This window comes from Paenibacillus sp. 2003, from assembly GCF_031455635.1.
Classification (GTDB): domain Bacteria; phylum Bacillota; class Bacilli; order Paenibacillales; family Paenibacillaceae; genus Paenibacillus; species Paenibacillus amylolyticus_B.
Genome location: NZ_JAVDTB010000006.1, coordinates 173129 through 198796, shown reverse-complemented (window position 1 = coordinate 198796; position 25668 = coordinate 173129). Strand labels below are relative to the sequence as shown.

Genomic DNA, 25668 nt, shown 5'->3' with positions numbered 1-25668 from the left:
CAACCAGAGGTTTGGTTTTGACGCTTGTGGGTGATAAGATGAAGTATACGAAATATGGAAGTCAAGACTTTGTAATTGGAGAGTTTACATAAGAACAGACGAAGTACGGAATCGGGTACAGACCAGACCGTACGACTAACGATAAAGGAGCAAGAATACAATGGCTAAACCTAAACAAACCAAAAAAGCAGCAGCCTGGTCTCTCGTGGTAATGGGAGCAGGTTTTGCTGCATCCTTGCCGTTCCAGGGCGTTCCCGTGGGCAAGTTGCTGGTAGGATCATTTGAAGCGGGACTCGTGGGTGGACTTGCGGACTGGTTCGCCGTTACCGCATTATTCCGGCACCCGCTCGGCATTCCCATTCCACACACGGCATTGCTGCCGAAAAATCGGGATAAAATGACGGAAGGTCTGGTCTCCGCAGTAGAGAATAACCTGCTCAATAAAGACAGCATTACCGAGAAAATTGCAGATTTCAAAGCAGCAGAGACGGTACTCGATACGTTGACACGTGAGCTTCACAATGACGGAATCAAGACCATGATTGATACGCTCTGCAAACGAATTCTGGCTGGTCTGCCGTTAGAGCAGATTGCTCCACTCGTAGCGGCTGAGATCAAGTCGCAGGCGGGCGCTTTTGATCTGGGTCCGATTCTGGAGCGGGCTGCCCATCAGATGACAGAGCGGGGTTACGATGCCAAAGCGCTGGACTATGGACTGAAGCAAGCTGAGGAATGGCTGGTTAAACCCGAGACGATCATGTTTTTGGGTGAAAGCGGGATGAAAGCGATCAGCGGCATTCAAATGAACGGATTGATGCAGTTTGCGATGAATGCGTTCCTTGGTTATATGAACGAGGAGCGTCTGGGTGGCATTTTACAAGGATATCTCTTCGATCGGGTAGAGGATATGAAACGTGAAGGCAGCGCTCTAAGGTATAAGGTGCTTGATATGGTACGTACCCAGACGGTGCGTCTGGCAATGAGCAAGGCTATGCAAGATGGAATCAACAGCTGGAAGAACAACATGCTGGAGGGCTGGAACGCAGAGGAAACGGTGCTGAACAAACTCACCGAACTGAGAGACAAGGCGCTCGCCGCGATGGAAGATGGACAGTATGTAGATACGTATGCACTGCCAGCCATTGAGCGGGTATTGGTTGATCTGCGGGCAGATGACGAGTTGATGACAGGCATGAATGCCAAGATCGTAAATGGCGTCACAACACTGCTGGAGAAAAACCATTCCAAAATCGGTAAACTGGTACGCGAAAATGTGGACAAAATGGACAATGCCACTTTGGTTTCGATGATTGAGGATAAGGTTGGACAGGATCTGCAATGGATTCGGATCAACGGAGCCGTTACCGGATTTGTTATCGGGATTGCGCTGACTGCGCTGCAGATGGCATTGGCATAACAGTAAATCATGCAAAAGGAGGGCCGCTCTTTCGAGGAGTAGGCTCTTTTTGTCGTGGATGGGAAAATTATCATGTGCTTGATGCAAGAATTAGGAAAGTGGGTAATGTACACCAAAGTGTCCTATTTGAATCATATAGGAAGAAAGTTACATGAAAACGATCCTGTTAGCCGATATGGCTCATGTTGATTTTGTACTATGATGCAGGTAACAGATGAATAGGGTGTACTTCACATATAGTGAATGCCTCGATTCTACCAAGAGGGGGGATCCGTATTAAACGTGCAGGATGGTTGAAGGGTTTATTCACACTAATGATGGTGTTTACTATATTTCTGGGAGGTTGTCAGAACATGAATGCAAGTGAGAAGGAAGCTTTGTACCAAGAAGCTGAAGCAACCGTAATACAGCACTTCAAGCAGAAGTTTGAACTGGATGTTGTGATTACAAGCAAAGAGTTGTTACCGGAAATGGCAGTGTCCCAGATTGGGCTGAAAGGGCATGTGAAAGATCATGAAGATCAGAGCTTTGGCATTTCGTACGACTACAAAAAGAAGGTAACCAAGAACCTGGTCATTAGCCCTGAGATTGAGGAAGTGATGATGGCCAAGGGACATAATCCATACGACAAATAAAGGGAGGTGTAGTTATTGAGTAACGGGTCCAATATTGATGATGAAACGTATAAAACGATGTCTGATCTAGCCTACCAGGATCAAAAGGCTGGAGACAAATTAACGGAACTTCCCGGATGGGAGGTCCTTGAGGGGACGGAAAGCAATAAATTTTCCGGTTTTGATGCTGTAACATTTTATAATCCCGAGACCAAGGAAGCTGTCATTGCTTATCGTGGTACAGAAGGAAGTGCGTCCTTGGATCGCTCTGTACCTGACTTTGTCATGGATGGCCGCATTGGGGGCGGAGAGTTGATTCGTAAGGGCCAGCAGGAGGCCGGGAATTTTGTCAATAATCTTACGCCGGATTGGCTCGACAAAGGGGTCGAAGGTGTCAAGGACTTCACGGGTATATCCAAAGTGGAGGATTGGGCTGGTGACAGGGTAAGAGACGTGGAGAACTGGACGGGTGATCGCGTAAAGGATATTGAAAAAACCGTTTCCCCTACAGGTTGGGCCAATCAGATGTATCAATCTGAAGACTACGCAAATCACATGCAGAACAAGCATAAGGATCTGAATTTCTCGATGACTGGACATTCCTTGGGCGGGGGAAATGCACAATATGCGTCTGCTTATACAGGAATTCCAGCCGTGACGTTTAGTGCACCATCTGTAATGGGTAATTTGACGCCAGAAATGCGGCGCCGGGCTGAAGCGGGTGCATTTGACGGGCAGGTTGTGAACTATGCGAATCCCAGTGATCTGGTAGCCAGCGGAACGCTGGGAGGATATGACCGGCATGTGGGATCGACCTTCTACATTAATTCCAATTATGAGGATGCAAATGATGGAGTGGGCATTATCGATAAAGCCAAGAACTCATTTGGCGGGGAAAACTATCACAGTTTGGATCAATATGATTTCAAAAACGGTTACATATCCAATGACCTGTACGATCCGATTACTGGAGAGAGAATCCGCTATTCACCGCGCCTTATGGATCACATGGGACCGTTCAGCAAGAACTTCGGTCCGTTACGTTCCAAGTCTGGCGGCGGAGGAGGTATGGCTTCGGCTGCTGCGGCTTCAGGTCTGATTCAGGTAACGCCGGAAGAACTGAAAAGTGTCGCTTCGCGGTGGAAGCAAAATGCACAACAATGCAATGCCGAGCTAAACCAGGTACGAAGCCGCATGGCTCAATACCTGCATACAAGCCGCAGTCGCAGGCTGGAGCCGATTGTCACCCAACTGGACGCGTCGATTCAAGAACTTAGCACATGGCATATGAAACATACCAGCCAGTTCCTGAACTTTATTGATGAGAAAGCAGATGCCTTCCGGCAGGCGGACGAGAGTCCGGTTCATTTTAATTAGGAACCAGGTTGGTTAATGTCGATATCACGTACATGGGGGGAGGGGAACGCAAGTGGGTGGACAATTGCTGGTGGAATTGAATGATCTTCGAATTGCCGAAAAAGAACTTACACAGCTGCTTGCCCGTCTGCAAGCCGATGAACAGGAAGCGAGGGCGTTATATAGTCGCCTGAACGATTGGAAGGGGCAGTCTGCCGATCATACAAGGCAGCAGATTGAAGAGTTTTTTGCGGGCCTGTCCAGACGTATTCAATCCATCGAACAGCAGAAGAAAAGCTTGCTGCAATACATTGAGATCATGATCCAGACGGATCAGGAACGCTAAAGAGTGGTAAGTCTGATGCCATATTGCGGATGGTAATCAGCGTTAAGATGAGTATGACCGTGGAGAAATGCGCGCGATTGTATGTAATTGTGAGTATAAATAGCATGATTGAGAGTTAAACCACGGAGTAAAAAGTATGAATACCAGAAAAAAAGCCTATGGCTTATCGGGTTTGAACCCTTATGCCATAGGCTTTTTTGTTATCTGAATTTTTCTCAGGTTTTCGTAAATCTGTAAGTTGGTTTTTAACGTTTTTTGCGACGTGTAGCCAAAGCGATCCCCAAGAAGGACAGGATCAGGGCCAGAATGGATACGATCAATGTTGCTTGTTGAAGCTTCAGCGTACCCGGATCTGTATCTGTGTTGTTTGGCTCACCTGTAACGGTGTCATTGAGTGCATCGCCCAGCGTGGTGTCATCGTTTGCTTTGCTATCGTCGGTAGCTGCATTATCCCCAGTGGCTGCTTCTGTACCTGCACTATCATGTCCATCGTTGGCATGACCTCCACCTGCCGCAGCATTACCAGCAGCAGCCGGATCTTCGCTAATCGTTGTGATACTGTGCGGGTTGGCGTCACTTGGTTGGCCTGTCCATTCTACGATGCTACCATCACTGTAGTATTGGAAGGCATCCCAAGCTACTTCAGCTTCCGCCTTAGGGTTCTGTGCAACGAAGTTGAATTGCTGGAATTGTCCTGCCAGAATTCCCTCATTATCGCCGTCAATTTCCCAAGTAATCGATGTTACTTCATTGGAGTCGTTCTTCTCTGTAGTGATTTTCCAGCCTGCCAGTGGTTGATATTGCTTGAATGCAACACCTTCCGGAACTTTCATCGTGATTTTGGTTGTAGGCAGTTCTTTCTCGGATGGAATCTTAATCGTGTACGTCTGCCATGCGCTTGTCTGTGCAACGGATGGGCTAACGGTAACGTGAGCGCTCGCGAATCCGGCGAATAACATGAATGCTGCGGTACCTGTTGCGATAGTGGATGTTAGTTTGGAAATCCATGATGTTTTCTTCAAAATAAATAACCCCTCTCAGTTCTTATCATATATGATGCGGCCCATTTTCTTAAATGAGTGTCTACGTTCTGCAAAGGCCGTTTCGGTTACGAATTGTTCTTTCGATCACCGTTATTCCCGGATTTTATTGATTCAACTATATAAATTGAACTAAAGATGGTTTACACATGCACTCCGATGACAGAATAACCTTCCAATCGCTGTTATCCCCAGATTTTTTGATTCCCTTTTCTCAAAGGGGAAAATCTGGTGATAAAGGCGAACGCTTCGCTTTTTCAGGTTTTTTCTGCCCTCTCCGTTTCAGTGTAAATAATAGTTCAATTTATATAGTAATAAGTTGAAATCCGGGAATAAAGGCGAGTGCTTCGCTTCTCCAGAATCAATTTCGTATCCTTCATTACATTTGCAGTTCGTAGAAACACTAATTTTAAATTGGGTCTCTTTTCAATATAAACGTTGTGTAACTATGGCTTGGCGGTGTCGATCTCAAATTCGGCATCCAATGCATCCAACGTTTTGGTCAGAAGATGTACCTTGATATTCCAACGGCCAGGCATGGAGATATAATCTTCAGCCTTATACACACCGGTGTCATTTTTCGGAATGGTAATCTCATAGATCCCCATATCCATGTCCAGATGTGTGAGTGACAGTGTGATCTGTTCCAGATCGTTAACGATACTGCCATCTGCACGTTTCACATCGACTTCAAATTGGTTCTCTCCCGTCACATTGGGACTCACCTGAAGTGTGATCGACGAGCCGTCTTCTGTAGTCTTTGTCTCCTGATACGGACCGACCGCAGCCGGTTGTCCTGGAGACAGGTGTGTTAGTACGGCAGCAAGGGCGAGAATCACAGCACCAGTAGCAAGCTCGGCTTTCAGGCTACCGGATAATCTGCTTCCTGTTGCTGCTCTTGCTAATCTGGCATGACGCCATGCAAAGAGAACCATCACAATCAGCAGGACGATCTTGCCGATCAGGACAAGGCCATAGGCTGTAGTGAACAAGGAGGTCAGCACGGGTGCAGGCAGAATAATCAGACTGCTGTATATCCCTGTAGCAACCAGAGCGGCTACGGCGCCAATCCCCCAGGCGGTAAACCTGCGAATAGCAACCCAGTAAACTTCTCCTCGTACCTTCGAAGGCAGCTTATCTGCCAGTGGGGGCAGACATATCGCCATGGCGGTTAATGCACCAATCCAGAAAGCGGCACCGATCAGATGCACAAAGTCCATGGCAATCGCGAGAGCACGTTGATCGGCAGCAGCCGGATGTCCCGTCATGGCATGAGTGAACAGCCATCCAAGCACGAGCACGAGTGACCCGTAAGAAGACCAAATGCGAGCACGGATGGATCGATCGCGATCATATCCGGAGAGAATCGTGACGGCCAGTAGCATTACAATGAGTATCTGTAACATCCAGATCTGGCCAAAGGATGTCAGCTTAAGCGCACTTCCGATCAGTGCCCAGCTTAGCTCACCCAGAGCCACACCAGATTCATATAACGTATTCAGTGGTAGGCTGACCAGAGCGGCAAAGGAAGCAGCAGCATAGCTGATCCATAACAATCTGTAGCTGCCCGGAACGTCCATAGGTTCTCTTGTCATGGATGTCGGTGCGATTCGCAGTAGCAAGAATGCAAGTGTCCCAAGAATGACAGACAATCCGAGATACTGAATCCAGTCTGTCAGGGATACGATCCATTTCAGCGGCCCGCCTGTTGAACCCGAACCGGATGTTAGATCACTTAGCCCAGCAGGCGATCCGGAAGGTTCTCCGATATGGAAAACATATGCGCCTTGAATCGGGTGTCCATCGGCAGACACAGCTTTCCAGTTGACGGCATAAGTCCCGTTCCCGAGTCCAGCCTGCAGGCCAGTCTCCAGAATATGAGGGCGATCTACATCAATCTTTACATTTCCATCGTCTGCCTGATTGCCGTCAGGGCCGGTAATTTTGATATCATAAAAGGCCGTCTGCAGGGATTCGTTGAACTCCAGCGTCAGCCGTTCCGGAGCAGCTACGAGGATCTCATTTTCTCCTGGCGAAGCCTTAACAATATAAGCATGGGCAGATGCCCACTGTGGCATAACTAGGCAACATACGAGCAACAGACAGGTGACCAATGCCCAGTGCCGTTTGCCCCATTTCAGGGTAAAGCGTGTAAAAATCAAAAAATCATCACCCTCAGGTTATAGATTTGTAGTCATTCATGGTCCTTTAAACACAATCTAACCCATTATAACTTTGTCCAAAATGACTGCGTATGACTACATTGGGCTATAAAAAAACGATTTGGTCTACATAATTGTGACAAAAGCATGAATGCTATGTCATTTCTCACCTATGTCGGACGCATCATTGACTTCGAATTAACAATGTTTATTTGCGAAGTTTACGTCCTGCAAGCCCACTCTCTAGTGCGTAGCGGGTGAGTTGTACCCGGTTTTCAAGCTGGAGCTTCTGCAAAATGTTTTTGAGATGATTCTTCACCGTCTGGTCTGAAATACCGAGTTGATCTGCGATCTCCCGATTGGTATATCCCGCGGATACCCATTGCAGAATCTCAAGCTCCCGCGCCGTTAGCGGGTTATCTTGCACATCTTCACTGCGTGGTGCGGGAAACTCCTGCAAAATTCGGTAGGCCAGTTCCTTACTGAGCGGTGCGTCGTCACTGACGATGGCGCGCAGGTATTCAAGCCAGGTGGAAGGCGTTAGATTTTTGAGCAAATAGCCTTGAGCGCCTTGTTTCAATGCTTCGAACAGAAACGTCACATCATCCGATACCGTGACCATAACAACAATAACATAAGGGAATTGCAGCTTGATCTGACGGGTGGCTTCCAGCCCATCCATGCCCGGCATCTGCACGTCCATCAAGATTAGGTCGGGCATCCATTGTCCGGTGAGCTCCAGCGCTTCCTGTCCATTCGAAGCTGTACCAATCACTTCAAACAGGCTGTCCTCGGATAAAATGCTACAGATCGCTTCACGCGCATGCGCATGATCATCAACAACCAATACACGTACATGTTCCATATTAAGTATGCTCCTTTCCTATCGTCATTCGTGTATGCCCTGGTCTTGAATCGAGGGTAAAAGACCAACCCATCTCGGCAGCACGCTCCTTCGTAATTCGCAGTCCGTACCGATCCTTCAGATGAAGAGGATCTCCACTTAGTCCATTCCCATTATCCTGAATATAAATGAACCAGGCAATTGGGTTACCTTCCGCATGAACCTGAACGCGGGTAGCCTGCGCATGTTTGCGTACATTAAGTAAACCCTCCCGGATACAGGCGAGCAGCTCCACTTGCTCCTTGGCAGAGAACGTTACACCCCTGAGGTCCCAATGAATCTGTGCACCAGGTACCGTTTCCTTGACGAGCACTTCGACCTGCGCATGCAGTGAAATAATTTCTGATGTTACCGTAGAGGAAGGAACAAAACGCAACTGGGCAATAGCTTGCCTTACATATGTATTGACTTCGTGCACGGTTTTTTGAATCTCCTGGATCTCATGCTCATGTCCGCTCCCTGCCAGACTACGGCCTGCTTTATCGGTCTTGACTGACAGCAGGAAAAGAGACTGAGATATGCCGTCATGAAGTTCTCTTGCCAATTGGTCACGAGCTTCCAGAGCTGCTTTCGCTGCGCGTTCCTGCTCCAGAGCAGCCCTGGCACCTTCGAGCATGTGGAACAATCGGCTGAGCAGTGTCACGCTGACGAGGTAAACGATGAGGGGTGTTAACCAGTTTCCTGCATCCATCGAAAGGTATGGCATCAGAAACTGATGGCGAATGTATTCCCAGATGCCAACCGTGAATGTGGGGATCAGCAGAATCATCCATTTAATTTGTTTATAGGACATGAATGCAGAACTCCTTTGATCTAGGATTAGCTTAATTAGGTACTTTATTTATACAGGGATGGGACCATTATAACGCAAGCTTGTCCAAGACCCTAGTCTGTGTCTTTGGAGAAAGCTGGGGAGGATCAGGGAGTATTTAGAAGGATATCTAAGAACGACAAGGGGTGAAATGTTGTCACGCTAGGTGAGGGTTGGTGTGAACAGCTGAGGAAGGCTGAGTCCGTTTTCCCTATCGGAGAAGGTCCTCTATACTTATATAGAACGTGAATTCATTACAAAACATGTTAAGGAGTGAAGCAACAACATGAGTCAAGAAGTATTGGAACGTCGCAGTGAATTGCTCAAAAAGAACATTCACCAGATGCTTGTTCAAGACAATCAGCACGGTATCAGTCGCCAAGACAACATGTTTTTGCAGCAGATGATCAAAGAGCTGCATCAGACCTCACATGAACTGAATACCAAATCTTAATGTAGAATCTGCACGAGAATGAAGATGTCTGGTGTACGATTCATTCCATGAAAATGAAAATGGCGCTATCTCCGATCAGACCGGGGATAGCGCTTTGATTTTTTTTTAGAGCCTATAAAAAAGCCTCATTTATCTTACAGCAACTGTTGCAGAGCGGTTCTTTTCTCAATATATCGAATGAATAACTCGGCAAGCTCCGGATCGAACTGTGAACCCGAACATGCGCGCAGCTCCCTAATGGCTTCCTCCACGTTCTTGGTCTCCTGATACGGCCGCTCTGTCGTCATGGCATCAAAGGAGTCAATCACGGTCAGCATCCGGCACAGCCGGGGAATCTCGTTACCCTTCAGGCCGTAAGGATAGCCCTTGCCATCATAGCGCTCGTGGTGAAGTTCAATATACGGAATCAGATCGGCGAAGCGATCGTTCGTGATGACCATTTTTTTGCCCCAGGTGACATGTCCCTTGATCGTTTCCCATTCTTCTGCGGTGAGCTTGTCCTTTTTGTTCAGAATGGACCAAGGAATCTCCAGTTTGCCGATGTCATGAATCAGTGCTCCCAGCACGAAACGACGTTTTTCCGCATTGTCCAGTGCGAGCAATTCACTGATATCCAGTGCATATTTGTAGACCCGTTTGGAATGTTTAAACGTATCCATATCCTTGTATCTGAACAGATTGAGCTGCTGCTCGATGTCACGAACGTCCTGTACCAGATCAATCTCGTGTTCCATGCCATCATTGCTGCCGTGGCGGTGCACGTTGTTCTTGCCCTGTTTCTTCGCATAATACAGTGCTTTATCCGCCTGATCCACGAGCTGGGATTTGTTATACATATCCACCTGATAGGGCGCGACGCCAGCAGAGAAGGAGAGACAACCGTGTGGAAACACTTCAACACCTTCAAACGGCGTGTCGTTCAGTTGTTTACGCAGCTTGTTCATAAACCTGTAGGATTCGTCCAGTTCCATGCCTGGCATGAGCAAAGTAAACTCTTCCCCTCCATAACGAAAGGCGGTAACAGGTGTGCCTTCCGTCTTTCGCATCAGAAAATCTCCCAGCAGGGCCAGCAGACTGTCGCCTTGTAGGTGGCCAAACCGATCGTTATACTTTTTGAAATCATCGATATCAATAAGTCCCAGACAAAGCGGTGTTCCCTGCGTACGAGCGGTAGTCAGTTCATTTTCCAACATACTTTCAAAATAACTATGGTTGAACAGACCTGTGCGTTGATCCGTGTTAGCTTTCTCCTCAATGCTCTGATACATGACAAACAACTGCTTGAATGCATGGGAGAGCAGAATACTGAGACTCAGATATAACAACAAACCGAGTACGCCATTATGCACAACCAGAATCGTCAATACAAGCGCCAGAATCAGCGTACATAAATAAACCAGCAGGGATTCGGTAACGAATGCCCGCTTCATCTGCTGTAATGCATCCTTCGTTGAGAAATGAAAGAATAAGCCAAGTGTGATCGTGTTGATGATGAAGTAGGCTGCGAGCGCTGCAAAATACGGAATCAGGTTATAGCCGTCCAGAGTTCCCGATTGCCCACCAGTCCACTCAAACACAGCAGCTGCTCCTGTAATCATGAGACTGTAGATGCTGAAATTGACAATGTGTTTCCACCAGGTAAGCTTGCGCTCTTTGATTAACAGGATGATGGAGACAGGAAGCAGTATAGATAAACTGAAAGCTCCGCCAAACATGAATATACAGGCAAGGTATACCGATGAATCCATGGATTGCTGATTGCCTTTGGGTGGAATCTGGAACGTGAAATAATCCAAAATTAACGCCGCACCCAGCATGGTGTAGACCATAACCCAATCCGCCGTGGTTAGATGAAGATAAGACCACTTGTTCATGTACAGAAAAACACCGATCCCGGTACAACTAAGCAAAATAACATACAGACTGCTTCGATCTGCCTTATGGATAAGGTTACGAATAAAGTTCATAAAAAATCTCCTGCTTGGGTTTAGTCTACTCTTGATGTGTATATAATTGGCGTTCTTGTATAGGGATATATTATATAGATGTTTAACATACCAATTTGCCTGGCAAAAATCCAGAAAGAAAAAACAGGCCGCTGGCAGCCTGTTTGTCTTGTTTGGCGGTATGGATACTAGCCGCCCAGCTTGTATCCCGAAGTTAACGCTACAACGACAGAAGCCACGATGATTGCGTTGATGACAATGCGGGAATATTTCACACCTTCAAATTTTTTCATGGAGAAGACCTCCCTTCCTTGGAGTCTACCTGTTTTCTTCAAGCCTGATGAGTTTTAGCAGGTTGCACAGCCTTTTTGTCCCGATTCACCATCATGTATTGGATAAAAAGGAATATGCCAACGTTCATGACCACATCACCGATGCTGATAACTTGAGTCCGTGGATAAGGGCTGGAGAGTGGGATGATATCACCGAGAAAAGGCAGATTTGTAGATGCATCCATCATAAAATGCTTTGATACGGCGCCGCCTTCCCTGAGCATGTCTACATAATAGGGTCCCAGTACAGCGGAAGCTTCCACAGAAACAGGCATGCGCCCACCGTTTACTGCCATCACGGCAAAATTGAGAAATACCCCAACCCAGATGAGCATGAAACCGGTATGGTGTCTGTTGAGCCACAGGAAAGCGAGCCCTGTAATGTAGACGGCAGCAAAGAGATATCCATTAATGGATGCCACCCATTCGAATCGTTCCTGGAGATAGAAAATAAAGAACTGGATCAGCAACAATACAGGGAAAATCCAGCCGCTTCGCAGCTTGAGTGCTGCAAACTGGTTGAGCCCATGCCGCAACCCGCCCCGAAAAAATCCAACGATCAAGCCTAGTAGAATACCGTCATATACCATGGAGTAACTCCTGTTCGTGCGGAGATATGCAATATGATTGCGTGTTTGTGTACATAAAGGATTCGACCTTATATTGGTAATTCCTGCATGAGAAAAATGATTTTGTAGAAGAAATTTGCAAAATGCTGAACAAAAAACCGCCTTTACGAATCTAGGGGTCGAAACCCCTGTGAAATTCGGTAAAGGACGGCTGCTTATGGTGCCAAAATACGAGTTTTAATTTGGTTAGAGACGGAATTTATTTTATTCAGATCCACCGTTCAGATAGTTGAAGAAAGGCTGGTCCACCCAGAAGTCATACGTCGTAATGTCCGCATCAGGTGCCAGCTTCAGGAAACCTTCACGAATGGATTTGGCATTCTCTTTCAGAGAGAAGGACTGAGCATAGTAATTGCCAAGCGCGATCTTATTATTGGAAATGACAGGGTAGTTCGCCAATGTGGTTGGTGAATAATACAACGGTTGCCACCAGGAACTGAGAATCAATGGAGATGTACTGTCACTGTTCTTTTTAGCATATTTCAGCACAATGTCGTTGAAGCGAACTTTGTCTGCCACATTGTTGAACTCGAACTGAATATCATATTCCTTCGCAGAAGCGATATAGTTGCCGTTCTCGATCTGTGTCACTTTATAATCAGGTGTTTCCTTCGGCTCGCCCCATTCCTTCAAATAAATGAAGGCAGATGTCTTCGGCTGGAATTGTACATCAGCATCAATACCTTCGCTACGCAACAAACCAACCAACTGTACAGCATGTTGAATATTATCGTGGCCGTAGGTAAGTGTCAGTTCATCGATAAAGTTGGAATCAAAGCGGCTATCCTTCAGATTGTAACCTGTTACGAGATCATCTCGCAGCGCCTGATCCACAATCTTTCTCAGCTCAGGTGATTCGATCAGATCCGCTGTGCGATATGCAGCATACAATTTGGAATAGATGTCCGCATCGCCGGAACGCCCAATCTCATGTTTGTATTTCCCTTGACTGACCAGTACGCGTCCAAGCAATGTATTAGCGAAATCTTTACTTGCTACGCCACCCTTAAGGAGAGCGGGGTACAGGCTTTCGGGAATCAGGCCTGTATCGATCGCCGCAGCCAGTTCCTGTGCGGCTTGTCCCTGAACACGGTTCGGGTTAATGCCAACTTTGGCAAGCGCTTTGGCTGTTTTCTCTGCAGGATATGTATAAGCCAGTTCCTTGAATCCGGCTGCTTTCACCGCGATGAAGACCGCCGCATAAGTGCTCAGTTGATCCTTGGCGCGTACTTCTGTACCCGTAAGAACCCCATTATTGTATAAGGATACGGCAGCATCATATGAAGAATCACCAGAAGACAGATCGGTAAAGACAGGAGCTTTGGCTTCACTGTCACTTGCTTGAGTTGCTTCCGTGATAGCTGCAATGGCTTGAATGAAATCACCTTTGGTCATCTGTTGCGGCAATTGAATGTTGTATTTCGCTTGCAAGAATTGAGCAAAATCCGCTGCGCTTTCCGTATAAGCGACGGGAGCCTGAGCTACCGGTCCTTTGACACTTTGTGAAGTGGTTGGTTTAGCCGGAGTTGCAGATGCTGCAGAAGCCGAAGAGGGCAGGCTTAGACTGCCGAGTGTTACCGGAGCGGCGAGTAGGGCCGCCAACGTGATCTGGGTGATTTTTTTCAAATGAATAGCCTCCTTAAAATGGGTTGGAAAATAATCAGCTTTGGGTTATAATTCTGACAATTCCTATCAGAATAGAATAATTGGACTGACTTTAGCACGGAGACGCGCTGGATGTCAACGAAAAAAAGCTTGATACAGAACGGTTTCCAAAGCTTGGTAGAAAGCGAATTGTAAATTATATTCTATTTGAGTGTATACGCTCAAAGATTTATTGACAAGGATCGACAGTATCCGCTAGGATAAGAAAAAAGAATGTTGAAAAGGGGTATTTTCAAAATGAAAAGAGGTTTATCGTTCGTCTTATCGATCATCATGTTGGCTATTTTGTTGGCAGCTTGTGGGAATTCGGCTTCCAAAGACGAACAATCCGCCCAAGGCAGTGATTCGGAGAAATCTCTTCGGATGGCCCTCGTACTTCCCGAAAAAATAGGGGTTAACCCTTTCTTTGTACAGATGGATGAAGGTTTCAAAAAAGCAGGCGAAGAATTCAAAGTAGATACCAAGACGATTGAATCGACAGACCCGGCAGCATTTGAACAAAATCTGCGTGCTGCGGTTGCCGAGAATTATGATCTGATTATTACAGCAACTTTCCAGGCAGAAGATGCATTGAAGAAAGTCGCAGCAGAGAATCCGGACAAGTCCTTTGCAATTGTAGATACAACCGTTGATCTTCCTAACGTTCGTAGCGTTGGTTTCCGTGAATATGAAGGGGCGTACCTGCTCGGTGCAGCTGCTGGATTGTCCACCAAAACAGACAAAGTCGGCATGATCGCAGCAATGGATGTACCATTGATCAAGAAATATACAGAAGGTTTCAAAGCGGGATTGGATTCCGTCAATCCGGATGCAGAATTCCTCGTGAACTATGTAGGTGGATTTAATGACCCGGCTAAAGCAAAAGAATTGGCGCTGGTACAATTCGGCAAAGGCGCTGACTTCATCGCTGGCGCATCCGCTGTAGGCGATCTCGGCGTGTTCGAAGCAGCGAAAGAAAAAGGCTTCTATACTTCAGGTCAGGATACGGACCGTACCGTTGAAGACCCGGAACATATCGTATTGTCTCAATTGAAATCAACGGATACCGTTGCTTATGAGACTGTGAAAGATTTTGTAGAAGGCAATTTCAAAGCAGGTGCAGTGAACTATGGCTTGAAAGAAGACGGTGTGGGCCTGACTTACGTTACACGTGATAGCGAATCCCCGCTGAATGCTTTTGTTGGACAAGAAGTGATCGACAAAGTGAAAGCAATCAAGGATGATATCGTATCCGGTAAAATCGTAGTCAAAGATCCATTGCAACAATAGTTTTGAATGTTCTTTTCAATGAATGAGTGATGGAAATGATCAGCCGGCTGCCCGATCAGGCAGCCGGTTTTGCTGCTATTAAATGACCAGTATATGTTCAACTTATCGTTTACACGATAACGAAGAGGACAGAAATAACCTGAAGAAGCAAAGCGTTCGCCTTTATCTCCGGATTTTCCCCTTTATATAAAGGGAATCGAAAAATCTGGGGATAACAGCGATCGGAAGGTTGCTCTGTCATCGTAGTGGCGAGTGTAACCTTTTAAGTTGAACTGAGAGGAGCGAACGCGAGATATGCTGTTGGAGATGGAGCAGATTACGAAGAAATACGGCGGCTTCACCGCTAACCGTGACATCCGTTTTAATTTGCGTGAGGGAGAGATTCATGCCCTTGTCGGTGAGAACGGGGCCGGTAAAACAACCTTGATGCGTATGCTGTACGGTATGGAACAGCCCACGTCAGGCACAATCAAAGTCCGTGGACATGAGGTGAGCTTTGCCACGCCGTCCCAGGCGATGGCAAGTGGCATCGGCATGGTGCACCAGCATTTCATGCTGTTCCCTTCCTTTACGGTGGCGGAGAACATCGTGATTGGACGCGAACCGGCTAAGGCAGGCGCATTTGACCGCAAAAAAGCAGCGGCCCAAGTGAACGAGCTTGGCAGACAATATGGCATGCCGGTTGACCCGTGGAAAAAAGTGTCCGAGTGCCCGCTTGGCATGCAGCAGCGTGTTGAAATTCTTAAGGTGCTGCATCAGGGCGCAGACATCATTATATTGGATGAACCTTCGGCGGTACTGACTCCGCTTGAAGTGAAAGAACTGCTGGCGAACATGAAATCGCTCGCCAAACTGGGCAAAACCTTTGTACTGATCACGCACAAGCTGCAAGAAGTCATGGATGTAGCCGACCGGATCACGGTACTTCGGGATGGTCAGGTGACAGGCACGTTGGAAGCGAAGGATACACATGTGGAGGAATTGTCTCGTCTGATGGTTGGTCGTGAACTTGTGCGTATGGACAAGCAGCCATCGGTTCCGGCTGAAGCTGTGCTTCAGGTGGAAGGGGTTAATCTGTCCGGAGCGAAGGATCGTTCGGCGCTCAAGGAGATTCATATGGAGGTTCGTAAAGGTGAGGTCGTTGGCATAGCGGGTATCTCAGGTAACGGCCAGTCAGAATTGATTCAAGTGATTGCGGGACTGCGTAAGGCGGACAGTGGTCGTGTCTTGCTCTCCGGGCAGGATACAACGAACTGGCCTGTACGGCGCATAAGGGAGCATGGACTTGCTCATATTCCGGAAGATCGTTACATGTGGGGAGCGGCCAAAGATGCGAGCGTTCGCGAGAACGGGCTGATGGGACATCACCATCGCTTGCAGTCGCGTGGCATTATCAAAGCCAAAGCAGCAAGAACAATGGTAGAAAGCTGGATCAAACAGTTCAGCATCAAGACGGGTTCTGCGGAGACCAAGGCACAGTTTCTGTCCGGAGGTAATTTGCAGAAGCTGATTGCCGCTCGTGAATTTGCACAGGATACACCGTTTCTGATTGCAGCCGAACCAACACGTGGTGTGGATATCGGAGCGATGGAGACGATTCATGCCGAATTGCTACGCAAACGAAGTGAAGGTGCGGGTATTCTGCTCATTTCATCGGAGTTGTCGGAAATATTGCAATTATCGGATCGCATTATTGTCATGTATGAAGGCGAAATTGCCGGGGAACTGAGAGCAGAGGAAGCAACTGAGGAACAGATCAGTTTGTTAATGGCAGGAGGGAAAGAGCGGATATGAATCGGGTAAAAGAAACACTTCGCGGACTCGTACAGCCGCTGCTTGCCGTATTCATCGGTCTGATTGCAGGGGCTGTGGCGATTCTGATTGTTGGCGGTAATGTGGTGGATACGTATGCGGAGATGTGGAAAGGGGCCTTCGGCAACTTCTACTTCTTCACCAATACACTGGCTCGTTCCACACCGATCATCTTGGCGGGACTTGGCGTAGCCTTGGCATTCCGTGCCGGATTTTTCAATATGGGAGCCGAAGGTCAGATGATTCTTGGCGGGCTCAGTGCCGCGCTCACGGCGCTCTATCTGCCAGGACCAGGCTGGTTTGTGTGTATTGCTGCGATTGTGGCAGGTATTGTTGCCGGGGGAATCTGGTCTCTGTTTGCAGGTTGGCTGGATGCTCGTTTCGGCATGAACTTATTGATTACAACCTTATTACTTAACTATATTGCCATTTATTTTGGTGGATACATGGTCTCCTATCCATTCAAGGATCGGACTGGATCTGCAGCGATGGCTCAGACACCCATGATTGATCAGAGTATCTGGTTGCCAAAGTTGTTCCAGGGCATGGGACTGCATGCTGGCTTCATCATTGCCATAGTCGCGGCTATTCTGATCTACTGGTTCACTCACAAAACGGTGACTGGTTACGAGATCCGCATGCTCGGCAGCAACCCGTCCTTTGCAACCTACGGTGGTGTTCGCCGCATTCGCATGATGATGCTGTCCATGGTCATCAGTGGTGGACTTGCTGGACTCGCGGGTGCGGGGGAAGTGCTCGGTACACAGTACCGTTTCCTTGATGGCTCGCTGTCATCCGCAAGTTATGCCTGGAGCGGCATTATGGCCACGCTGCTTGCCCGCTCGCATCCACTTGGTACAGCTGTAGCAGCTATTTTGCTGGCTGCGTTACAGACAGGTGCCATGGGGATGGAACGGAACACGGATGTGCCGCTGGAAGTCGGCAGTGTCATTCAGGCCGTATTGACGTTATTTGTATCAGCTCAGATCGGTTATTCATTCCTGAAGCGGAGAAAGGAGAAAAAGTCCAATGCAACAACTGTTTGATGCAGCCATGTTTGGCTCAACCTTGCGGATTATGACTCCAATCCTGCTTGCAGCGCTCGGTGGGGCTTTATGTTCCCGTGTCGGTCTGTTCAACGTGGGTCTCGAAGGACTGGTTTTGATTGGTGCGTTCTCCGCCATTGTCGGTAATTATCTGTTTGGCAATGTGCTGCTGGCTGTACTCTTTTCCATTATTATTGTCATGTTGTTCTCGGCGCTCTTTGCCTTTATAAGTATTAATCTCAAGGCCAACGCGATCGTGGTCGGGATCTCGCTGAATTTCCTGGCTGCGGGGGTGACGACCTTTGCACTGCGTGCGATTTTTGATGTAAAAGGTGCATACTACGACAAAGACATGGTTGGACTTCCCAAGTGGGATATTCCGCTGATTAACGACATCCCGTGGGTGGGCGATGTATTATCGGGACATAGTCCCTTGGTCTACCTCGGTATTGTGCTCGTGATTGGACTGCAATTCTATCTGTTCAAAAGTGTATCCGGCTTCCGCCTGCGCTCCGTCGGTGAGAACCCGATTGCAGCACAGAGCATCGGGATCAAGGTACGAGGCATCCAGTACGGTGCTGTTCTGATGTGCGGTGTGTTGTGTGCTCTGGCTGGCGCACAGTTGTCGCTCGGTCAGGTGACGATGTTTACCGAAGGTATGACCGCGGGTCGTGGCTTCATTGCACTCGTAGCAACGATGTTGGGGCAAGCGAATCCGCTTGGCGTGATGGGCTCAAGTGTACTGTTTGGCTTCATGGAAGCATTGAGTATTCGTCTGCAAGGCTTCTCCTTGCCAACCCATTTCACATTGATGTTGCCGTATATTGTGACGCTGGTCGCAATGTTCTTTTTCAAAGACCGTACCTATGCACAGGATGCACTGAAAGCGGGCGGAAGCTCGCGTTAATTCCTGAATGCCCATGCTAGAGGCAGAAGAAGAAGGAGGAATTCCACTTGCATAACAAGGCTGAACGTTTGAAAAAAGGAAAAACCCCGGCACCCAAAGCAGGCAATGATCATGGAGATCGCTTGCCGCCGGGACAGATGCTGACGGAGAAATTCCCGATTCTGCATGAAGGGGAAGTGCCGGAATATGACCTGTCCACCTGGGACTTGAAGGTATTCGGCGAAGTGGAAGAGGAGAAGGTGTTCTCCCTAGCTGAGTTGCAAGCGATGCCTCAGGTGAACACGGTGAGTGATATTCACTGTGTTACCCGTTGGTCCAAATTCGATACGCCGTGGGAAGGTATTCGCTTCTCCGATTTTGTGAAACTTCTGGGGGTTAAGCCGGAAGCAAAATACGTCATGATCCATGCAGATCATGATTATGAGACAAATGTACCGCTCGAAGAATTGATGCATGATGACGTACTGCTTGCATTCAAATATAACGGTGAGCCACTAACACCCAAGCATGGTTTTCCACTGCGTATGGTTGTGCCACAGCTTTATTTCTGGAAGAGTGCGAAGTGGATACGTGGGCTGGAGTTTATGACAGAAGACCGTAACGGATTCTGGGAAGTGAATGGTTTCCACCATTTTGCCGATCCGTTCAAGGAACAACGCTTCTCGGGTGAAGATCTGCCGATTCCGGAAGACGAGTGGACGAAGAAGGAGTTTGATTGATATGTTGATGCCTATTTTGCAGATTCATTCGGAAGACATGCCGGCATATGCCATCGTCTGTGGTGATCCGGCACGTGCAGAGAAGATTTCCCGTAAGCTGGAGCAGGCGAGAGAACTGGCGTTCAGTCGGGAGTATCGTACATTTGTTGGATTGTATGAAGGGGTACAGATCGCTGTGGTTAGCCATGGTGTAGGTTCACCTGGAGCAGCTGTGTGTTTCGAAGAATTGATTCGCGCGGGTGTAACGACACTGATTCGTGTAGGTACAGCGGGATCGTATACAGCTGATTATCCGGCAGGTAGTGTGATTGTGAGTACAGCCGCTGTTCGTACAGATGGATTGACTCGCCAACTGGTGCCGGATGGTTTCCCGGCGGTAGCGGACATTGGGGTGACGCAAGCGTTGATTGAAGCTGCTCGTGAGCAGGGGAACGCGGATGCTACAACCTTTGCAGGCAAAGTGGGCGTTGGTATCACCGTAACGCTGGATGCGTTCTTTGCAGGCGTGGAAGAGATTCCACACCGCAAGTACAAGCAGGCTGGAGCACTTGCGGCCGAGATGGAAATTGCGGCACTCTACATTGTCAGCACCTTACGTGGCGCTCGTGCCGGAGCCATTGTCGCAATTGATGGATTCGCGGACAGCGATCTGGCTGCCGAGTATGATCCGCATACAGATGCGGTTGGACAAGCGGTGGAGCGCGAGATTAATGCCGCTCTGCAAGCGCTAGTAGCGCTTGCTCGTCAGGATCAGACATAGGTTAGTTAAGGCAAGTATACATTTTTTCTTATTGTTTCAATCAAAACAGTAGATGATGTCCATTTGAGGTGGACAATATAAAAGGGGCGTCCCGTAAGGTCATAAATATGACCCAGGGGGCGTCCTTTACTTTTTGATTTTTCCGTTTTTGGTTAAGTGGAGCCTTTTAAATAAACTGAAAAAGAAGAGGGGATAAAGTTACAGTAGCGAATTGTATTTGCATGGTATGTCATTAAATTAGGAGAGTGATTATATATGGGCTGGAGTGAATTACGTGAAATTCCTAATGAATACAGCGATGAGGTACAGCGGATTGATGAGCAACTTTTGAAACTGGTCGCAGCCAGAAAGGACATAACCGGAGCTGTCCAATACCAACCCCCTCAAAATACCATCGATGAATGGGTGAGCTTACTGGATATGAAGGAGGAAGATATCCGATATGTTCTCCGTAGCGTGCAACCGATGCCTCAAAGACACTACTTTCCAAGTGAACCTCTTCAATTGACGAGTGTGGTGCCGATTATGAAGAAAATGATTAAAGATTCGTGTGAGTATATGATCACGCACTCGATGCAATATGAAGGCGAAAGCCTCGTATATGTGGAGATTCAATATAAAGGGAATGAAGCTGAGCGTATACAAATGGTTCCACACTTGGCTCTGGAAATATTCAGCGAACAGAGACATATCACCATGAGACATGGCAGTCGTGGAGGAGGTGGGGAGACGCAAATTAGTTTCCGAGTGGTTCCTGCCCTTCCTTCTTCTCTGGAAAACGTTCGATTCTCCTTGATTCCCTCAATACCCGAGATGGAATACAAAGTAGAGGAAATCATTTTGGATAAACAGGTTGATTTCGATTAACGGGGAACAGGATATATCATGAAAAATGACGTATGGAGAATGCGCATGTAATTAGGGCGCATATCTATACGTCATTATGTTTAACTGGGGAATAAGTGGATGGCCTGTCCTTCGCGAAGAATGATAATGCAGAAAGTGGGCAGGTTATATAAAGGAACATCAACATGAATACGAAAAAGGGAGGACTCTACGATGAAACAGAACAATCAACCTCAGGACGAGGCGGAAATTCGCAACAAGCTGGATGAAGACGGGGATTCCTTGATGGAGAAAAAGAAAATCTTGAGCGGAGTAGACATTGAGCCGCAGGCGGACGAATGGGCAGCGAAGCCATCACCTGTTGCTTTTAATGAAGGAAATGCTTCTTCGAAAAAATAAACAACATGAGCATCATATGGGCTTGATGGAATGAAGATAAATTTAGCGAAGCAGGTACCCTTATGGTATCTGCTTTTTGGTTGTATAATAATGTAAAATTCAGTGATGAAAGAGTGATGAGGATGAGTACGGGTAAGATTAAAATCAGAAAGGCAGAAATGAGGGACTACTCTGGCGTGTCATTGTTGATGGATGAGCTTCACCAGATGCATGTCGAGGCGCGGCCCGATCTATACAGAGTGTTAGAGACCAGAATGGAGGAAAAGGAGTTCACCGAACTGCTGGAAACGGACAAGCGTTACCTGTATGTTGCCGAATCTTTAGAAACGGGCTTGATTCTGGGTTACGGGAGTGCGCAGTTGAGTGCTATTCAAGATAACCCATTGATGGTGGATCGCAAGATGTTGTACATCCATGAACTTGTAGTGGATACCAAGCATCGGGGCCAAGGAACAGGCAAACAGTTACTACAAGCATTCATCGAGCTAGGGAGAGAGCTTCAGGCAGACAGCGTGGAATTATCCGTGTCGACTTTTAACTCTGGCGCACAGGCTTTCTATGAACAGATGGGTCTGGTCGTTCGCAGCAGCAGGATGGAATATACCTTGTAAGATGCACTGCTCTTTTTAATTAGGAAGGATTCATCCATTTTTATCAAAATATCAGAATACTCTTGAATACCCCCATGGGGTATGTTACTCTTAGAAAAGAACGAAAGAAAAGGGGTGTTCATGATGGATCATCAGAGCCATCCCGAGGAACCTTTGCAATCCTCCAAGTCAGATTCAACGGAAGCTTTGGCTACAGTTCAAGAAGTGGCATCCTGTCATGCCGAAGGCAGTGATGGGAAGCATGTGCGCAAGAGTCACCATTCGCAGGAGATGAAGAGTAACCTGGTTTCTCGTTTGAACCGTGTGGAAGGTCAGATTCGTGGGATCAAGGGATTGATCGAGAAGGATACGTACTGTGATGATGTGCTGACGCAGATTGCGGCGGCTCAGTCTGCTCTTAATTCGGTAGGCAAACTTTTGCTTGAAGGCCATATGAAGAGCTGTATCGTTGAGCGTATTCAGGCTGGTGAACATGAGGTTGTGGATGAACTGCTGGTTACGATGCGGAAGTTAATGAAGTAAGCTGAATCAATTCACCTATTTAATTTATCATTTAATATACCCCAAGGAGGAATTTACAATGTCTAATGTTACGTTGAACGTTACGGGAATGTCTTGCAATCACTGTGTGAAGTCGGTTGAAGAAGCTGTGAAGAATACCGGTGCGAGTGGTAAGGTTGATCTTGCAGCGGGTACAGTAGCGGTGGAATATGATGAGCAGACGGTGAACGTGGATCAGATCAAAGCTGCCATTGAAGATCAGGGATACGATGTAGTCTAAAGGGATCACAGGCTTAAACCGAACATGCTCATGGGCGAAAAAGAGGTCAAAGCACCTTTTTCCAAGAGTCAGGTTTAAGCCTAATTTTCTGTCTAATATATACCCCTAAGGGGTATGTTGAATGCGACATACAAAAATTGAATCGACATGAAAGGAGCTGACATGATGGATAACTCAACGAATAAACCAATGGATGGATCATCCGAACCCACCCCAATACCACCTATGGCAGAAACACCTGGGCTGAAGGCAACACTGCACATCACGGGAATGACCTGTGCTGCATGTTCGACGCGAGTGGAGAAGGGATTGTCCCGCATGGAAGGTGTGCATCAGGCCAATGTGAACCTTGCCATCGAACAGGCAACCGTATCTTATGATCCGAAGACAACCAACGTGAATGCGTTGCGGGATAAAGTAGAGGCGCTTGGCTATGGTACAGTATCAGAATCGGTTGATCTGAACATCACCGGTATGACGTGTGCTGCCTGTTCTGCGCGGATTGAAAAAGGTCTTTCCCGACTACCCGGGGTATCTCAGGCGAATGTAAATCTGGCGCTGGAGACAGGGCATATCGAATATGCCGCGGGCTCATTGAAACCTTCGGATATTACTGCCAAGATCAAGCAGATGGGCTATGGTGCTGAACTGCAATTGACGCAAGAAGAGACCACATCGGTTCGTGAACGTGAGCTGCAACGCAAAAAGTGGAAATGGATGATATCGGCTTTATTATCGATTCCTTTGCTGTGGGCAATGGTTGGGCATTTCTCGTTCACATCCGGAATCTATGTACCCGAGCTGTTCATGAACCCTTGGTTCCAACTGCTGCTGGCAACACCGGTACAGTTCGTGATTGGGTGGCAGTTCTATATAGGAGCGTACAAAGCACTTCGCAACCGCAGCGCGAATATGGATGTTCTTGTCGCACTGGGTACCAGCGCAGCGTTTTTCTACAGTCTGTATCTGACGTTATCCAGTGGGTACTTGCCTTTTGCGTCGGTGGATCATGGTGCAATGGGAACAGGCACAGCCGCCATGCCTTCGGTAGAACTCTATTATGAGACAAGTGCAATTCTGATTACGTTAATTCTACTGGGAAAATGGTTCGAGGCTGTGGCGAAAGGTCGCTCTTCACAGGCGATCAAAAGCTTGATTGAACTGGCTCCACGTGAAGCCCGTGTCATCCGGGATGGACAGGAAGTTATGGTTCCTGCTGCATATGTTGCGGTAGGAGAACTCATTCTGGTGAAGCCGGGTGACAGCATACCAGTAGATGGTATCGTTGAGGAGGGGCAATCCTCTGTAGATGAATCCATGTTAAGTGGAGAGAGCCTTCCCGTGGATAAAAAACCGGGAGATGCCGTTACAGGTGCTACGCTGAACAAAAACGGGGTATTACGACTGCGTGCGACCCGAGTTGGATCGGACACGGCTTTGTCCCAGATCATCAAAGTGGTGGAACAAGCTCAGGGCTCCAAAGCACCGATCCAGCGGATAGCAGATGTCATTTCAGGCATATTTGTTCCAATTGTTGTCGGCATAGCCGCGTTGACATTCTTGATCTGGTATCTGTTTGCAAGTCCGGGTGACTTCGCCGGTTCTCTTGAAAAAGCCATTGCTGTGCTCGTCATTGCCTGTCCATGTGCACTGGGGCTGGCAACGCCGACCTCTGTCATGGCTGGATCAGGACGTGCTGCTGAATACGGCATTCTGTTCAAGGGCGGCGAACATCTGGAGTCGGCACAACAGATTCAGACCGTGGTGCTGGACAAAACAGGTACAGTAACCCAAGGTAAACCGGTCCTTACCGTTGTTATCACGGCTCCGAATTGGACGGAATCCGATCTCCTTGAGCGAGTGGGAGCGGCTGAACAGAGTTCCGAGCATCCGCTGGCAGAGGCGATTGTTGCGGGTATCCGTGCAAAGGGCCTGGAGCTGGACCCAACAGAAAAGTTCGAGAACATACCGGGATACGGCGTGCGAGCTTCAGCAAAAGGGCAGGAAATTCTGGTCGGCACGCGTCGTTTGCTTGCAGATGCAAAGGTGAATGTCTCTGAGGAAACCCTTCAGCAGATGAACCATTTGGAGGAACAAGGGCGTACAGCGATGCTGGTAGCGGTGGATGGTCAGTGGGCAGGGATCGTGGCTGTGGCTGACACCATCAAGGATACCTCTCGCGAAGCCATTGGGCGTCTTCAGGCGATGGGGATTGATGTCATCATGATCACGGGAGACAATGAGCGAACAGCTCGCGCTGTAGCAGAACAGGCAGGGATCGGTAAAGTTCTGGCTGAGGTTCTGCCGGAGGGTAAAGCTGCGGAAGTGAAGAAACTTCAGGAGAGTGGTCTGAAAGTTGCGATGGTAGGTGACGGTATTAATGATGCTCCGGCACTTGCTACTGCTGATATTGGAATGGCCATCGGAACAGGAACGGATGTAGCGATGGAAGCGGCAGATATTACGTTGATGCGTGGTGATCTGAACAGCATTGCAGATGCGATTGAAATGAGCCGGCGCACGATGGGTAACATCAAACAAAACCTGTTCTGGGCACTCGGATACAACGTTATTGGTATTCCCATTGCGGCAGTTGGCTTCCTGGCTCCATGGCTGGCAGGGGCGGCGATGGCGTTCAGCTCCGTATCGGTTGTACTGAATTCCCTACGTCTGCAACGCATGAAGCTGAAGAGAAATGACTGACCGACCTTTGTTTGGAGATATATTCAACGCCTCATTGTCAATGAAGTGAGGATGAATAAATACGCGGTTCGCTGCGGCGGACCGGTTTTTTTGTTGAGAAAAATACAGTTGAGTCGCCAGAAAGTAAGCCTGAATCGTT

The 25668-nt window shown here is 47.9% G+C and carries 24 protein-coding genes; 17 read left to right on the top strand and 7 right to left on the bottom strand.

What is annotated here, in order from left to right; translation table 11 throughout:
- Positions 1-160 precede the first annotated feature (160 nt).
- The 4 genes from J2X75_RS22585 (at position 161) to J2X75_RS22570 (ending at position 3733) form a co-directional block, all read left to right on the top strand.
- Entirely contained in the window at positions 161-1417 is a 1257-nt protein-coding gene (locus J2X75_RS22585) for a DUF445 domain-containing protein (protein ID WP_310340252.1), read from the top strand.
- Between the two features lie 353 nt (positions 1418-1770).
- Positions 1771-2052, top strand: a complete 282-nt coding sequence (locus J2X75_RS22580) for a hypothetical protein (RefSeq protein WP_100527832.1) — start codon at positions 1771-1773, stop codon at positions 2050-2052.
- 15 nt (positions 2053-2067) lie between these two features.
- Positions 2068-3408, top strand: coding sequence for a Tle-like phospholipase domain-containing protein (locus J2X75_RS22575; protein ID WP_223868876.1), 1341 nt, complete (start codon positions 2068-2070; stop codon positions 3406-3408).
- A gap of 52 nt (positions 3409-3460) precedes the next feature.
- Positions 3461-3733 (top strand): hypothetical protein, encoded by a 273-nt coding sequence (locus J2X75_RS22570; protein WP_017691024.1) that lies wholly within the window; start codon positions 3461-3463, stop codon positions 3731-3733.
- 245 nt (positions 3734-3978) lie between these two features.
- On the opposite strand, the gene J2X75_RS22565 is transcribed toward J2X75_RS22570, so the two are convergent.
- From J2X75_RS22565 to J2X75_RS22550, 4 genes are all read right to left on the bottom strand, one after another.
- Positions 3979-4755, bottom strand: coding sequence for a YcnI family copper-binding membrane protein (locus tag J2X75_RS22565; RefSeq protein ID WP_310340245.1), 777 nt, complete (start codon positions 4753-4755; stop codon positions 3979-3981).
- Positions 4756-5219: 464 nt separating this feature from the next.
- Complete coding sequence (locus tag J2X75_RS22560; RefSeq protein WP_310340242.1) at positions 5220-6935, bottom strand: copper resistance CopC/CopD family protein; 1716 nt, start codon at positions 6933-6935, stop codon at positions 5220-5222.
- A gap of 208 nt (positions 6936-7143) precedes the next feature.
- Complete coding sequence (locus J2X75_RS22555) at positions 7144-7800, bottom strand: response regulator (protein ID WP_307540391.1); 657 nt, start codon at positions 7798-7800, stop codon at positions 7144-7146.
- Between the two features lies 1 nt (position 7801).
- Positions 7802-8632, bottom strand: a complete 831-nt coding sequence (locus J2X75_RS22550; protein ID WP_310340240.1) for a sensor histidine kinase — start codon at positions 8630-8632, stop codon at positions 7802-7804.
- 304 nt (positions 8633-8936) lie between these two features.
- On the opposite strand from J2X75_RS22550, the gene J2X75_RS22545 reads away from it, so the two are divergent.
- A complete protein-coding gene (locus tag J2X75_RS22545; RefSeq protein WP_017691019.1) occupies positions 8937-9104 on the top strand; it encodes a hypothetical protein in 168 nt (55 codons plus the stop codon).
- Positions 9105-9238: 134 nt separating this feature from the next.
- Here J2X75_RS22545 and J2X75_RS22540 read toward each other — a convergent pair whose 3' ends face one another.
- The 3 genes from J2X75_RS22540 to J2X75_RS22530 form a co-directional block, all read right to left on the bottom strand.
- On the bottom strand, positions 9239-11071 hold the full coding sequence (locus tag J2X75_RS22540; protein WP_307540387.1) for a bifunctional diguanylate cyclase/phosphohydrolase: 1833 nt from the start codon (positions 11069-11071) through the stop codon (positions 9239-9241).
- A gap of 310 nt (positions 11072-11381) precedes the next feature.
- Complete coding sequence (locus J2X75_RS22535; protein ID WP_091038128.1) at positions 11382-11972, bottom strand: DUF5317 domain-containing protein; 591 nt, start codon at positions 11970-11972, stop codon at positions 11382-11384.
- Positions 11973-12215: 243 nt separating this feature from the next.
- Positions 12216-13637, bottom strand: a complete 1422-nt coding sequence (locus tag J2X75_RS22530) for a hypothetical protein (protein ID WP_310340234.1) — start codon at positions 13635-13637, stop codon at positions 12216-12218.
- Between the two features lie 276 nt (positions 13638-13913).
- Here J2X75_RS22530 and J2X75_RS22525 point away from each other — a divergent pair, with 276 nt between their 5' ends.
- From J2X75_RS22525 to J2X75_RS22470, 12 genes are all read left to right on the top strand, one after another.
- On the top strand, positions 13914-14945 hold the full coding sequence (locus J2X75_RS22525) for a BMP family lipoprotein (RefSeq protein ID WP_310340231.1): 1032 nt from the start codon (positions 13914-13916) through the stop codon (positions 14943-14945).
- 294 nt (positions 14946-15239) lie between these two features.
- Complete coding sequence (locus J2X75_RS22520; protein ID WP_310340228.1) at positions 15240-16739, top strand: ABC transporter ATP-binding protein; 1500 nt, start codon at positions 15240-15242, stop codon at positions 16737-16739.
- The gene (locus tag J2X75_RS22515) at positions 16736-17803 is read left to right on the top strand and encodes an ABC transporter permease (protein ID WP_017691012.1); all 1068 of its coding nucleotides are present in this window, start codon (positions 16736-16738) and stop codon (positions 17801-17803) included. Before J2X75_RS22520 ends, J2X75_RS22515 begins: the two co-directional genes overlap by 4 nt.
- On the top strand, positions 17787-18710 hold the full coding sequence (locus tag J2X75_RS22510) for an ABC transporter permease (protein ID WP_310340223.1): 924 nt from the start codon (positions 17787-17789) through the stop codon (positions 18708-18710). The genes J2X75_RS22515 and J2X75_RS22510 overlap by 17 nt, the downstream gene beginning before the upstream one ends.
- A 47-nt stretch (positions 18711-18757) precedes the next feature.
- A complete protein-coding gene (locus J2X75_RS22505; RefSeq protein ID WP_307540376.1) occupies positions 18758-19429 on the top strand; it encodes a sulfite oxidase-like oxidoreductase in 672 nt (223 codons plus the stop codon).
- A 1-nt stretch (position 19430) separates the two neighbouring features.
- Positions 19431-20189, top strand: coding sequence for a nucleoside phosphorylase (locus J2X75_RS22500; RefSeq protein WP_307540374.1), 759 nt, complete (start codon positions 19431-19433; stop codon positions 20187-20189).
- Between the two features lie 255 nt (positions 20190-20444).
- The gene (locus J2X75_RS22495; RefSeq protein ID WP_221823887.1) at positions 20445-21056 is read left to right on the top strand and encodes a hypothetical protein; all 612 of its coding nucleotides are present in this window, start codon (positions 20445-20447) and stop codon (positions 21054-21056) included.
- Between the two features lie 192 nt (positions 21057-21248).
- Entirely contained in the window at positions 21249-21434 is a 186-nt protein-coding gene (locus J2X75_RS22490; protein WP_307540368.1) for a hypothetical protein, read from the top strand.
- Between the two features lie 122 nt (positions 21435-21556).
- Positions 21557-22045 (top strand): GNAT family N-acetyltransferase, encoded by a 489-nt coding sequence (locus J2X75_RS22485; protein WP_307540366.1) that lies wholly within the window; start codon positions 21557-21559, stop codon positions 22043-22045.
- 123 nt (positions 22046-22168) lie between these two features.
- Complete coding sequence (locus J2X75_RS22480; RefSeq protein WP_310340459.1) at positions 22169-22567, top strand: metal-sensitive transcriptional regulator; 399 nt, start codon at positions 22169-22171, stop codon at positions 22565-22567.
- A 58-nt stretch (positions 22568-22625) separates the two neighbouring features.
- Positions 22626-22826, top strand: a complete 201-nt coding sequence (locus J2X75_RS22475; protein WP_017691004.1) for a copper ion binding protein — start codon at positions 22626-22628, stop codon at positions 22824-22826.
- Between the two features lie 225 nt (positions 22827-23051).
- Complete coding sequence (locus J2X75_RS22470) at positions 23052-25529, top strand: heavy metal translocating P-type ATPase (protein ID WP_310340456.1); 2478 nt, start codon at positions 23052-23054, stop codon at positions 25527-25529.
- Positions 25530-25668: the final 139 nt, after the last annotated feature.

Excerpts from the sequence above, each read along its gene's own strand:
- J2X75_RS22585 (WP_310340252.1), top strand. The coding sequence starts at position 161 with ATGGCTAAACCTAAACAAACCAAAAAAGCAGCAGCCTGGTCTCTCGTG.
- J2X75_RS22580 (WP_100527832.1), top strand. The coding sequence starts at position 1,771 with ATGAATGCAAGTGAGAAGGAAGCTTTGTACCAAGAAGCTGAAGCAACC.
- J2X75_RS22555 (WP_307540391.1), bottom strand. The coding sequence starts at position 7,800 with ATGGAACATGTACGTGTATTGGTTGTTGATGATCATGCGCATGCGCGT.
- J2X75_RS22550 (WP_310340240.1), bottom strand. The coding sequence starts at position 8,632 with ATGTCCTATAAACAAATTAAATGGATGATTCTGCTGATCCCCACATTC.
- J2X75_RS22545 (WP_017691019.1), top strand. The coding sequence starts at position 8,937 with ATGAGTCAAGAAGTATTGGAACGTCGCAGTGAATTGCTCAAAAAGAAC.
- J2X75_RS22540 (WP_307540387.1), bottom strand. The coding sequence starts at position 11,071 with ATGAACTTTATTCGTAACCTTATCCATAAGGCAGATCGAAGCAGTCTG.
- J2X75_RS22535 (WP_091038128.1), bottom strand. The coding sequence starts at position 11,972 with ATGGTATATGACGGTATTCTACTAGGCTTGATCGTTGGATTTTTTCGG.
- J2X75_RS22525 (WP_310340231.1), top strand. The coding sequence starts at position 13,914 with ATGAAAAGAGGTTTATCGTTCGTCTTATCGATCATCATGTTGGCTATT.
- J2X75_RS22520 (WP_310340228.1), top strand. The coding sequence starts at position 15,240 with ATGCTGTTGGAGATGGAGCAGATTACGAAGAAATACGGCGGCTTCACC.
- J2X75_RS22515 (WP_017691012.1), top strand. The coding sequence starts at position 16,736 with ATGAATCGGGTAAAAGAAACACTTCGCGGACTCGTACAGCCGCTGCTT.
- J2X75_RS22510 (WP_310340223.1), top strand. The coding sequence starts at position 17,787 with ATGCAACAACTGTTTGATGCAGCCATGTTTGGCTCAACCTTGCGGATT.
- J2X75_RS22500 (WP_307540374.1), top strand. The coding sequence starts at position 19,431 with ATGTTGATGCCTATTTTGCAGATTCATTCGGAAGACATGCCGGCATAT.
- J2X75_RS22495 (WP_221823887.1), top strand. The coding sequence starts at position 20,445 with ATGGGCTGGAGTGAATTACGTGAAATTCCTAATGAATACAGCGATGAG.
- J2X75_RS22490 (WP_307540368.1), top strand. The coding sequence starts at position 21,249 with ATGAAACAGAACAATCAACCTCAGGACGAGGCGGAAATTCGCAACAAG.
- J2X75_RS22485 (WP_307540366.1), top strand. The coding sequence starts at position 21,557 with ATGAGTACGGGTAAGATTAAAATCAGAAAGGCAGAAATGAGGGACTAC.
- J2X75_RS22480 (WP_310340459.1), top strand. The coding sequence starts at position 22,169 with ATGGATCATCAGAGCCATCCCGAGGAACCTTTGCAATCCTCCAAGTCA.
- J2X75_RS22475 (WP_017691004.1), top strand. The coding sequence starts at position 22,626 with ATGTCTAATGTTACGTTGAACGTTACGGGAATGTCTTGCAATCACTGT.
- J2X75_RS22470 (WP_310340456.1), top strand. The coding sequence starts at position 23,052 with ATGGCAGAAACACCTGGGCTGAAGGCAACACTGCACATCACGGGAATG.